The organism is Streptomyces sp. NPDC025793, assembly GCF_055558375.1.
Genome location: NZ_JBVHMR010000097.1, coordinates 1 through 12,674, shown reverse-complemented (window position 1 = coordinate 12,674; position 12,674 = coordinate 1). Strand labels below are relative to the sequence as shown.

Annotated in this window: 1 protein-coding gene; it reads right to left on the bottom strand. The window is 75.2% G+C overall.

The window, feature by feature from the left end; all coding sequences use genetic code 11:
• Positions 1–12,605: type I polyketide synthase (locus ACZ4MF_RS47890; protein ID WP_467500625.1), on the bottom strand; the 12,605-nt coding region annotated here is incomplete at its 3' end.
• Between the last annotated feature and the right edge of the window lie 69 nt (positions 12,606–12,674).

The window sequence follows — 12,674 nt, the reverse complement described above, 5'->3', positions numbered from 1 at the left end:
GAGAACCCCGTACCATCCGCCGCATCCGCGAACGCCTTGCACCGCCCATCCGCCGCCAACCCCTGCTGACGACTGAAATCCACGAACAGACCGGGTGAGGCCATGACGGTGACGCCGCCGGTGAGGGCCATGTCGCATTCGCCGTTGCGCAGGGACTGCACGGCGAGGTGCAGGGCGACGAGGGAGGCGGAGCAGGCGGTGTCGACGGTGACCGCCGGGCCCTCCAGGCCGAAGGTGTAGGACAGGCGGCCGGAGACGACGCTGGCGGCGTTGCCGGTCAGCATGTAGCCCTCGAAGTCCTCGCCGGAGGCGGCGAGCATGCCGGTGTAGTCCTGGCCGTTGGTGCCGGCGAACACACCGGTCCGGCTGCCGCGCAGCGACCGCGGATCGATGCCCGCCCGCTCGAACGTCTCCCAGGCCATCTCCAGCAGGAGCCGCTGCTGCGGGTCCATCGCGACGGCCTCGCGGGGCGAGATGTTGAAGAACGCCGGGTCGAACCCGCCCGCGTCGCTGAGGAATCCGCCGGTCCGGGTGGAGACGGTGCCGGTCTTCCCGGGCTCGCCGTGGTGGAGGGCGTCGAGGTCCCAGCCGCGGTCCTCGGGGAAGGGCACGAGGCCCTCCTCGCCGTCCAGGAGCATCCGCCACAGTTGTTCGGGGGTGTTGATGTCGCCGGGGAACCGGCAGCCCATGGCGACCACGGCGATCGGGTCGTCGGCGGCGGCGCGGCGCGGTGCCTCGCCCGGCGCGGCGTGCGCGGCGGACGCGGCGGACTCCGTGTCGTCGGCGACCTGGGCGAGCAGGAAGTCGGCGAGGGCCCGGCAGTTGGGGTGGTCGAAGACGAGGGTACTGGGCAGGCGCAGGCCGGTGACGCGGTTCATGCCGTTGCGCAGTTCGACGGCGCTGAGCGAGTCGATGCCCAGGTCGGTGAAGGGCCGTTCCGGTTCGACGGCGTCGCCCGAGGGGTGTCCGAGGACGCTCGCGACGTGTCCGCGCACGATCTCCAGGACGGCGTCGGCCCGTTCGTAGTCGGGCAGCGCGGCCAGGTGGGTGTGGAGCGAGGACGTGTCGGCGGTCGCCGTCGTCGCGTCCTGCCGGACAGTGTCCAACGCACGGCGAGCGGCGGGCAGTTCGTCCAGGAGGTGGCTGGGGCGGGGGGCCGTGAAGGACAGTGCGTAGGTGTCCCAGCGCAGATCGGTGACGACGACGTGGGTGTCGCCGAGGTCGAGGGCGCGGCCGAGGGCGGCGCAGGCGGCGGCGGTGTCCATGGGGTGGACGCCGTAGCGGCGCATGCGGTCGCCCGCCGCGTCGCCCACCATGCCGCCGTCGGCCCACAGGCCCCAGGAGATCGCGGTGGCGGGGAGCCCGGCCGCGCGCCGCTCGGCGGCGAGGGCGTCGAGATAGGCGTTGCCGGGGGCGTAGTTGCCGAGTCCGGCGCCGCCGAGGACGCCCGCGGTGGAGGAGAACAGGACGAAGGCGGACAGGTCGAGGTCGCGGGTGAGGTCGTGCAGGGCTCGGGCGGCGGTGGCCTTGCCGCGCAGGACGGGGTCCATGCGGTCGGCGTCGAGCGAGTCGATCACGCCGTCGTCGAGGGCGCCGGCCGCGTGGAACACGGCGTCCAGGGGCTGGTCCGCGGGGATCTGGGCGAGCAGCGCGGCGAGCGCGGGGCGGTCGGACACGTCGCAGGCGGCGAGCGTGACGTCGACTCCGCGGGCGGTGAGTTCGTCGCGCAGGTCGGTGGCGCCGGGCGCGTCGGCGCCGCGGCGGCCGGCCAGCACCAGGCGGGTGGCTCCGCGGTCGGCGAGCCAGCGGGCGACGTGCCCGCCGAGGGCGCCCGTGCCGCCGGTGACCAGGACGGTGCCGCGGGGCTGCCAGCTCTCGGCTGGGGTGTCCGCGCCCGGGGCGTGGACCAGCCTGCGGCCGTGGGCGCCCGTGGCGCGCAGCGCGATCTGGTCCTCCTGGCCGGGGGCGGCGAGGACGGCGGCCAGGCGGGTGGCGGAGCGGGCGTCGAGGTCGGCGGGCAGGTCGATCAGGCCGCCCCAGCGCTCGGCGTGCTCCATGGCGGCGACCCGGCCGAGGCCCCAGACGAGGGCCTGGGCGGCGTCCGGCGCGGGGTCGGCCCCGCCGACGGCGACGGCGCCGCGCGTCGCGCACCACAGGGGTGCCTCGATGTCCTGGTCGCCGAGCGCCTGTACGAGGGCGAGCGTCGCGGCGAGTCCGACCGGGACGGCCGGGTGGGCGGGGTGGTCGCGGGTGTCGAGTGCGAGCAGGGAGAGCACGCCGTCGACGCGTCCCGCGTCCCCGTCAGCGGTGAGGAGACCGGCGAGTGCGGCCCGGTCGGCGGCGTCGTCGGGCAGGGTGATCCGGCGGACCGTGCGGGCGCCGCCCGCGGTGAGCGCGTCGGCGACCGCGTCGGCGAGGGCGGTGTGTCCGGCCGCGTCGGCGGGGGCGAGCAGCAGCCAGGTTCCGGTGAGGGTGGCCGGGCCGGGGTTGAGCGGGGTGAAGGCGACGCCGTAGCGCCACGCGTCGGTGGTGGCCTGCTCGCGGCGGGCGTTGCGCCAGCCGGCCAGCGCGGGCAGCACGCTGCTGAGCGGGGCGTCGGCGGGCAGGTCGAGGGCGTCGGCCAGGCTCTCCAGGTCCTCCTGCTCGACGGTCTGCCAGAAGCGGGCCTCGACGGAGTCGGCCGTGAGCCCGCCGTCGGCGGCGAGGCCGGCGGCGGCCGCCTCGCGCATGCTCGGCCAGTAGCGCTGGTGCTCGAACGGGTAGGTGGGCAGGTCGGTGCGGGTGGCGCCGGTGCCGTCGAAGACGGTCTCGAAGTCGATGTCGACGCCGTGCACATGGGCCTCGGCGAGCGCGCCGAGGAACTGCCTGAGGTCGCCGTGGTCGCGGCGCAGGGAGCCGAGGACGGCTCCGTCCACGCCTGCCGCGTCGAGGGTGTCGCGCAGTCCGACGGCGAGCACGGGGTGCGGTCCGACCTCGATGAAGGTGCGGTGTCCGGCGGCGATCAGGCCGCGTACGGCGTCCTCGAAGCGGACGGTCTCGCGCAGGTTGGTGTACCAGTAGTCGGCGCCGAGTTCGGTGGTGTCGAGCCAGTCGCCGGTGAGGGAGGAGCGGAAGGGGATGTCCGCCTCGCGCGGGGTGATGCCGTCCAGGGCGGCGAGGACGGTGTCGCGGATCGCCTCGACCTGTGCGGAGTGCGAGCCGTAGTCGACGTTGACCTTGCGGGCCCGGATGCCGTCGCCGGTGAGGGCGGTGTGCAGTTCGTCCAGTGCCCCGGCCTCGCCGGAGACGACGACGGACGCGGGGCCGTTGACGGCCGCGACGGCGAGCCGGTCCGCCCACGGTGCCATGCGGGCGCGGGTGTCGTCGGCGGACAGCGGCACGGACATCATGCCGCCGGTTCCGGCGATGCGGGTGATGGCCCGGCTGCGCAGGGCGACGACGCGGGCGCCGTCCTCCAGGCTGAGGGCTCCGGCGACGCAGGCGGCCGCGATCTCGCCCTGGGAGTGGCCGACGACGGCGGCCGGCCGGACGCCGTGGGCCCGCCACAGGGCGGCGGTGGCCACCATGACGGCCCACAGGGCCGGCTGGACGACGTCGACGCGGCCGAGGTCGGCGGCGTTCTCGCCGTCGCGCAGCACCGCCGTCAGCGACCAGTCGACGTGCGGGGCGAGTGCCTGCTCGCAGCGGTCGATCCAGTCGGCGAACACCGGTGACTCGTCGAGGAGTTCGCGGGCCATTCCGGCCCACTGGGCGCCCTGCCCCGGGAAGACCAGGACGGGTTCGGCACCTGCGGCGACGGCGGCGGCGACCAGTGCGGGTGCGGTGAGCGGTCCGTCGGCGGCGAGCACGGTGAGCGTCTCGTCGAGCCGGTCCGCGTCGTCGGCGAGGACGGCGGCGCGGTGGGCGAAGGCGGCCCGTCCGACGGCGAGGGTGTAGCCGAGGTCGGCGAGCGCCGTGCCGGGCCGGGCGCGCAGGTGGGCGCGGAGCCGGACGGCCTGGGCACGCAGCGCGGCGGGCGTGCGGGCGGACAACAGCACGGGAACGGCGGGCAGTTCGGTCGGCGGCGTGGCGGGGGCGACCGGTGCGTCGGGGGCCTGTTCGACGATGACGTGGGCGTTGGTGCCGCTCATGCCGAAGGAGGACACACCGGCGCGGCGGGCGCGGCCGGTGTCCGGCCAGGGCTGCTCCTCGCTCAGCAGCCGGACCTGTCCGGCGCTCCAGTCGACGTGCGGGGTCGGGTTCTCGGCGTACAGGGTGCGGGGCAGCAGTCCTTCGCGCAGCGCCATCACCATCTTGATGATGCCGCCGACGCCCGCGGCGGCCTGGCTGTGCCCGATGTTGGACTTCAACGAGCCGAGCCACAGCGGCCGTTCCTCGTCACGGTCCTGTCCGTAGGCGGCGATGAGCGCCTGCGCCTCGATGGGGTCGCCGAGGGTGGTGCCGGTGCCGTGCGCCTCCACGGCGTCCACGTCCTGCGGCGACAGTCCCGCGGCGGCCAGCGCCTGGCGGATGACGCGCTGCTGCGAGGGCCCGTTGGGGGCGGTCAGGCCGTTGGAGGCGCCGTCCTGGTTGAGGGCCGAGCCGCGGATGACGGCGAGGACCTGGTGGCCGTTGCGGCGTGCGTCGGAGAGGCGTTCCAGGACGATCATGCCGACGCCCTCGGCCCAGCTGGCGCCGTCGGCGTCCGCCGAGAAGGGCTTGCAGCGGCCGTCCTCGGCCAGTGCGCGCTGGCGGCTGAACTCGATGAGCGAGCCGGGTGTCGACATCACCGTGACGCCGCCGGCCAGGGCGAGTTCGCACTCCCCCTGGCGCAGCGACTGCGCGGCCAGGTGCAGGGCGACGAGGGAGGACGAGCAGGCGGTGTCGATGGAGACGGCCGGTCCTTCAAGGCCGAGCGCGTAGGAGATACGGCCGGAGAGCACGCTGGGCGAGTTGCCGGTGCCGACGTAGCCCTCGAAGTTGTCGTCGGAGGCCGCGAGGATCGTGACGTAGTCCTGGTAGGTGACGCCGGCGAACACACCGGTGGCGGAGCCGCGGGCGGCGGCGGGGTCGACGCCGGCGCGCTCCAGGGCCTCCCAGGACACTTCGAGGAGCAGGCGCTGCTGGGGGTCCATGGCGAGGGCCTCGCGCGGGCTGATCGCGAAGAACGCCGGGTCGAAGTGGCTGGCGTCGTGCAGGAAGCCGCCCTCGCGGGTGTAGACCGTGCCGGGGTGGTCCGGGTCGGGGTGGTAGAGCCGCTCCGGGTTCCAGTTGCGGTCGGTGGGCAGCGGCGAGACGCCGTCCGCTCCGGCCCGCACCAGGTCCCACAGGTCCTCGGGCCCCGCGATGCCGCCGGGGTAGCGGCAGGCCATGCCGACGACCGCGATCGGGTCGTCGTCGAGGGCGCGGCGGACGGCGGTGGGCGCGCCGGTGACGGCGGTGCCGAACAGGTCGTCGGCGAGGTGGCGGGCGAGCGCGGCCGGTGTCGGGTGGTCGAAGACGAGGGTGGCGGGAAGGGTGACGCCGAGGGCGGCGCTGAGCCCGTTGCGCAGTTCGACCGCGGTCAGGGACGTGAGGCCGAGATCGGTGAAGGGCCGGGCCGGTTCGACCTCGTCGGGGCCGCTGTGGCCGAGCACGGCGGCGACCCGGTCGCGGACGGTGGCGAGGAGCGTGCGCTCGCGTTCCGCGGCGGGCCGGCCGGCCAGCTGTTCCAGGAGACTGCCGGGAGGCTGGGTGCGGGCGGCGGACCGGCGGCGGACCGGTTCGGCGGCCGGCGCGGTCTCGTGCCGGGCGGCGCGGGCCGCGTCCGTGGTGGTCGTGGCCGCGTCCGTGGTGGTCGTGGCCGCTCCGGGCGCGGGCCGCAGCAGCAGGGACCCGATGGTCAGGACGGGGTCGCCGACCGCGTCGGCGGCGGTGAGGGACAGCGTGTCGGCGCCGCTGCGCACCAGGCGGACGCGCAGGGTCGTGGCGCCGGTGGCGAACAGCCGGACCGGGCCCGCGGAGAACAGCACGCGCCCGTCGCCCAGGCCGTCGAACGCGCCGAGGCCCAGCGGGTGCAGGGCGGCGTCCAGCAGGGCCGGGTGCAGGTCGTGGCGGCCGGCGTCGGCCGTGGCGGACTCGGGCAGGGCGACCTCGGCGTACACGGCGGTGTCGTCCCGCCAGGCGGCCATGAGGCCCTGGAAGACGGGCCCGTAGTCGAGGCCGGCCTCGCGCAGCCGCGTGTACAGACCCTCGGTGTCGAGTTCCTCGGCGCCGGGCGGCGGCCAGGCCGAGAGGTCGTGGGCGGGTGCCGGTTCGGTTTCGGCGGTGAGGACGCCGGCGGCGTGCCGGGTCCATGCGGCGGCGGTGTCGGTGGCGAGCCGTGCGTGCACGGCGAAGGCGCGGTCCCCGCGGGCGTCGGGCGCCTCCACGCGGATCTGCAGGGCGACGCCGTCGTGCTCGGGCAGCGCCAGCGGGCGTTCCAGGACGAGTTCACGGACCTGCGGACGGCCGACGTGGGTGCCGGCGGCGAGCGCGAGTTCGACGAAGGCGGTGCTCGGGACGACGGCCGAGCCTCCGACGCGGTGCGCGGCGAGCCAGCTCGCGGTGCGGGTGCCCAGGCGGCCGGTGAGCAGTACGGAGTCGTCCACGGCGGACGGGACGACCGCGCCGAGCAGCGGGTGGTCGGCGGGTACGAGTCCGGCGGCGGCCGGGTCGCCCGCCGCGGTGCCCGTCTCGATCCAGTACGGCCGGTGCTGGAAGGCGTAGGTGGGCAGGTGCACCGGGCGGGCGCCGGGCGCGGTGGCGTCGAGCAGGGCGCGCCGGTCGACGGAGGCGCCGTGGGCGTGCAGCGCGCCGACCGCGGCCAGCAGCGTCTCGGCCTCGTCGCGTTCATCGCGTTCGTCGCGCAGCGTGGGCACGGCGAGCGGCGCGGCGCCCTGCCAGGAGCCCTGCGCCAGGGCGGTCAGGGTGGTGTCGGGGCCGAGTTCGACGAGGCGGGCGACGCCCCGCTCCTCCAGGGCCGCGACACCGTCGGCGAACCGTACGGCGTGCCGTACGTGCCGTACCCAGTACTCGGCGTCCGTCAGTTCGCCGGGCTCGGCGACCCTGCCGGAGAGGTCCGAGACGACCGGGACGCGCGGCTCCGCGTACTCGACGCAGGCCGCCACGGCACGGAAGTCGTCGAGCATCGGCTCCATGCGCGGCGAGTGGAAGGCGTGGCTGACCCGCAGCCGGGTGGTCTTGCGGCCCAGCTCGGCGAAGTGGGCGGCGACGGCGAGGGCCGCGTCCTCGTCACCGGAGACGACCACGGACCGTGGCCCGTTGACGGCCGCGATCCCGAGGACGTCCTCCCGTCCGGCGAGCAGCGGCAGCACCTCGTCCTCGGCCGCCTGGAGGGCGATCATCGCGCCGCCTTCGGGCAGTTCCTGCATCAGCCTGCCGCGGGCGGCGACCAGGCGGCAGGCGTCGGGCAGGGTGAGCACCCCGGCGACGTGCGCGGCGGCGATCTCGCCCACGGAGTGTCCGATGAGGTGCGTGGGCCGGGCCCCGAACGTCTCCAGGAGCCGGAAGAGGGCCACCTCGACGGCGAACAGGGCGGGCTGGGCGTACTCGGTGCGGTTCAGGGTGTCCGCGTCGCCCTCGTGCACGACCTCGGCGAGGGACCGCGGCAGCAGTCCGTCGAAGTGCCCGCAGACGGCGTCGAAGGCATCGGCGTACGCGGGGAACGCGTCGTACAGGGCGCGGCCCATGCCGGGACGCTGGGTGCCCTGTCCGGCGAACAGGAACGCGGTGCCGCCGCCGCTCAGGGTGTTCCCGGTGAGCACGGCGGGGCTCGTCTCGCCCGCGGCCAGCGCGCCGAGTCCGGCCAGCAGCGCGGCACGGCCGGTCCCGGTCACGGCCGCGCGGTGTTCGAGCGGCGCGCGGGTGAGGGCGAGGGCGTGCGCGACGTCGGCGACGTCCAGCTCCGGACGCTGTTCGAGGTGGGCGAGGAGCCGGGCGGCCTGGTCGCGCAGGGCCGGTGCGCTGCGCGCGGCCAGCAGCCACGACAGGGCGGCCGACTCGCGGTCGGTCCCGTCACCGGCGGGCGCGCCCGACGCGTCCTCGGCGGTGTCCGGTTCGGCGAGGATGACGTGTGCGTTGGTGCCGGAGACGCCGAACGCGGAGACACCGGCACGGCGGGTGCGCTCACCGGCCGGCCAGGCGACGGCCTCGTCCAGCAGGCGCACCTGTCCGGCCGTCCAGTCGACGCGGGAGGAGGGCCGGCCGGCGTGCAGGGTGGCCGGCAGGATGCCGTTGCGCAGGGCGAGGACCATCTTGATGACGCCGACGGCGCCGGCCGCGGCCTGGGTGTGCCCCAGGTTGGACTTCACCGAGCCGAGCCACAGCGGCCGGTCCCCGGCACGGTCTTGACCGTACGTCGCCAGCACCGCCTGCGCCTCGATGGGGTCGCCCAGGGTGGTGCCGGTGCCGTGCGCCTCGACGGCGTCGACGTCCGCCGGGGCGAGCCCGGCCGAGGCCAGCGCCTGCCGGATGACCCGCTGCTGCGAGGGCCCGTTGGGCGCGGTCAGCCCGTTGGACGCGCCGTCCTGGTTGACGGCGGTGCCCGCCACGACGGCCAGCACGCGGTGCCCGTTGCGCCGGGCGTCGGACAGCCGCTCCACGACCAGCACGCCGACGCCCTCGGCCCAGCCGGTGCCGTCGGCGTCCTCGGAGAACGCCTTGCACCGGCCGTCCGGGGCCAGTCCGCCCTGGAGACTGAACTCGACGAAGGCACCGGGGTCGGCCATGACGGTCACACCGCCGGCCAGCGCCAGATCACTCTCCCCGGAGCGCAGCGACTGCGCGGCCAGGTGCAGGGCGACCAGCGAGGAGGAGCAGGCGGTGTCGACGGTGACGGCCGGGCCCTCCAGGCCGAGGGAGTAGGAGATACGGCCGGAGACGACGCTGCCCGCCTGGCCGGTCAGCAGATGTCCGCCGAGTCCCTCGGGGACCTCGCTCAGACCGGTGGCGTAGCCGGAGCTGCCGGCTCCGACGAAGACTCCGGTGCGCGAGCCCTTCAGGGCGGTGGGGTCGATCCCGGCGAACTCCAGTGCCTCCCAGGACGTCTCCAGCATCAGCCGCTGCTGCGGGTCGAGCGCCTGGGCCTCTCGGGGACTGATGCCGAAGAACGCGGCGTCGAAGTCGGCGGCCCGGGACAGGAAACCGCCGGAGCGGGTGTCACTGGCCTCCAGCAGGGAGGTCAGGTCCCAGCCGCGGTCCTCGGGGAACCCGCCGACGGCGTCGCCGCCGGCGGCCAGCAGCTCCCAGAGCTCGTCGGGCCCGTCGACGCCACCGGGCAGTCGGCAGCCCATGCCGACGATGACCACGGGATCGGTGTCGGTGGCCCGCACCGCCACCTCGTGCCGCTCCGCCACCGTCTGGAACAGCGCGTCCCGAAGGTGCTCGGCGACGGCGAGCGGGGTGGGGTGGTCGAACACGAGCGTGGAGGGCAGCGTGATGCCGGTCTCGGCGGTGAGGTCGTCGCGCAGTTCGACCGCGGTGAGCGAGTCGAAGCCCATCTCGCGGAAGGCACGTCCGACGGTCACCGCGCCGGGATCGGCGTGGCCGAGGACCCCGGCGGCACGACGGCACACCAGGTCGAGCAGGGCCGCGTCGCGCTCCTGCGTGCCGAGCGGCGCGAGGCGGTCGCGCAGCGCGCCGCCCGCCTCCGTGGCGGAGCCGTCCGCGGCCGGTGCCGCGGCGGCGTCGCTCAGCGCCGCGAGCAGGGGGCTGGGACGGCCGGTGGTGAACGCCGCCACGAACCGGTCCCAGTCCACGTCGGCCACGACCACGGCCGTGTCCCGGGCGGCCAGGGCGCGTTCGAGCGCCGTCAGCGCGGCCGCGGGGTCCAGCGGCCTCAGCCCCCGACGGACCAGCAGCTCCCTGGCCTCCTCGCCGGCGGCCATACCCGTGTCACCCCACGGGCCCCAGGCCACGGAGGTGCCGGCCAGACCGCGGGCGCGACGACGTTCCACCAGAGCGTCGAGATGGGCGTTCGCGGCGGCGTACGCGGCCTGCCCGCCGCTGCCCCAGACACCGGCGATCGAGGAGAACGTCACGAAGGCCGACAGCCCGCTGTCGCGGGTCACTTCGTCGAGGTGGTCGGCGGCCTCGGCCTTGGCGCGCAGGACCGCGGCGAGCCGGTCGGGCGAGTAGTCGGCGATCACGTCGTCGTCCAGCACGCCAGCGCAGTGCAGCACCGCGTCCACGGGGTGCTCGGCAAGCAGCCGCTCGACCGCGCCGCGCTCCCCCATGTCGCAGGCCACGACGGACACCCGCGCCCCGAGGTGGACGAGTTCCGCGCGCAGTTCGTCCGCGCCGGGCGCCTGGGGCCCACGCCGGCCGGTCAGCACCAGCTCACGCGCCCCGTGCTCGACCACCCAGCGCGCGACACGCGCACCGAGGGCACCGGTACCACCGGTGATCAGGACACGCTCCGGAGAGGTCCATTCCCGCGCGGCGGCGGGGGCGGGCGCGGACACGAGCCGACGCGCGTAGGCGTCGGTGCCGCGTACGGCGACCTGGTCCTCGTCGCCGGCGCCCAGCACCGCGGCGACCCGGGCGAGCGCGCGTCGGTCCGGCCGGGCGGGCAGGTCGAGCAGACCGCCCCAGACATCGGGATGTTCGAGCGCGGCGACACGACCGAGCCCCCATACGGAGGCCGGGTCGGGCTCGACCGCGGCCTCGGTACCGGCTCCCACGGCCACGGCACCGCTGGTGACGATCCACAGCGGCGCGGTGAGCCCGGCATCGCCGTGACCCTGCACCAGCGCGAGGGCACGGTCCACACCCGGCAGGCACGAGAGCACACCGGCGACCGGCGCGCCGTCTTCCGCTGCCGCGCCCAGCACGACTGCCAGGGCCGCACGCCCGGTGTCGGCGACGTCGCACACGACGCGCTCGACTCCCGGCACGAACTCCTCGATGCCGGGCAGTACTTCGTCGTCACCGGCCTGCAGCAGCAGCCACCGCCCGGTGACCGTCCGCTCCGCGCCCGGCTCCAGACGCTCCCAACGCACGCGGTAGCGCCAGGCGTCCGCAGTGGTCCGCTCGACCTCGGCGCGCCGCCACACCGACAGCGCCGTCACGACACGGTTCAGTTCACCACGGTCCAGTTCACCGGCGTCGAGCCCGAGCACACCGGCGAGTTCATCGGCTTCACCGTGCTCGACGGCTCCCCAGAACGCGGCCTCCCCGGCGGACACCGCGGCCACTGCGTCGCGGGTGCCACGCCGCACCTGCGGCCAGTACCGGGTGCGCTGGAAGGCGTACGTCGGCAGCGGTGCGGGCCGCACCCCGGCGAACACCCCGGCCCAGCCGACCGAAAGCCCCGCGGCGTACAACGCGCCGACCGCGGCGTACAGCGCGTCGGCCTCGGACCGGTCTTTGCGCTGCGCGGGTACGCAGACCACACGGTCGACCTCACCGAGCACCGTGCGCGCGAGGGCGGTGAGGGTGCCGTCGGGTCCGATCTCCAGGAAACGCGTCACACCCTCGGCGGCGAGAGCGCTCACCCCGTCGGCGAAGCGGACCGCCTCACGGACATGCCGTACCCAGTAGTCGGCCGACGCCAACTCGCCGTCTGCGGCGAGGCGTCCACTCACGTTCGAGACGACCGGGATGGAGGGTGCGGCGTAGCCGATGCCTTCCGCGACGCGGCGGAACGCGTCCAGCATCGGCTCCATCAGCGGCGAGTGGAAGGCGTGCGAGACCCGCAGAGGGGTCGTGCGCCGCCCCTGTGCCTGGAGTTCTTCGGCGACCTCGATGACGGCAGCCTCGACACCCGCGATCACCACCGACCGCGGACCGTTGACCGCGGCGATCGACACCTCGTCCGCACGGCCCTCCAGCAGAGGCAGCACCTCGTCCTCGGCAGCCTCCACCGCCACCATCACACCACCGGCGGGCAACTCCTGCATCAGCCGACCACGAGCCACCACCAGAGCGCAGGCATCCTCCAGCGACATCACGCCCGCCACATGCGCGGCAGCGATCTCACCGATCGAGTGCCCGATCAAGACATCCGGACGCACCCCGAACGACTCCACCAGCCGGAACAACGCCACCTCGACCGCGAACAACGCAGGCTGCGCCCACTCCGTACGATCCAGCCGCCCCGCATCCTCACCGAAGACCACATCACGCAACTCCGCACCCACGTAAGCACACACGGCGTCGAAAGCCCCCGCGAACACCGGGAAGGCCTCGTACAACTCACCGCCCATCCCCAACCGCTGCGCACCCTGACCCGAGAACAGGAACGCGGTACGCCCTTCTCCCACGGTTCCGGTGACGGCACGGGGGTTGGGCTCACCCGCCGCCAACGCGGCCAGGGCGGCGCGGAGTTCGGTGTGATCCTGGCCCCAGACGACGGCTCGGCTCTCGAATGCGGTACGCGTCGTGGCAAGAGCGGCGCCGACCTCGACGCGGTCGACGTCGGACGTCGTCCCTACGGCGTCCAGCAGGCGGGTGGCTTGGGAGCGCAGGGCGTCAGGAGTGCGTCCGGACAGCACCCACGGCACCACCGGCAGACTCGGCCCCTGGTCCACCTCCACCGTCTCAACAGGCGCCTGCTCCAGGATGACGTGCGCGTTCGTACCACTCAACCCGAACGACGACACACCCGCACGCCGCACCCGCCCCGCATCCCCCACCCACAACTGCCGCTCGGTCAG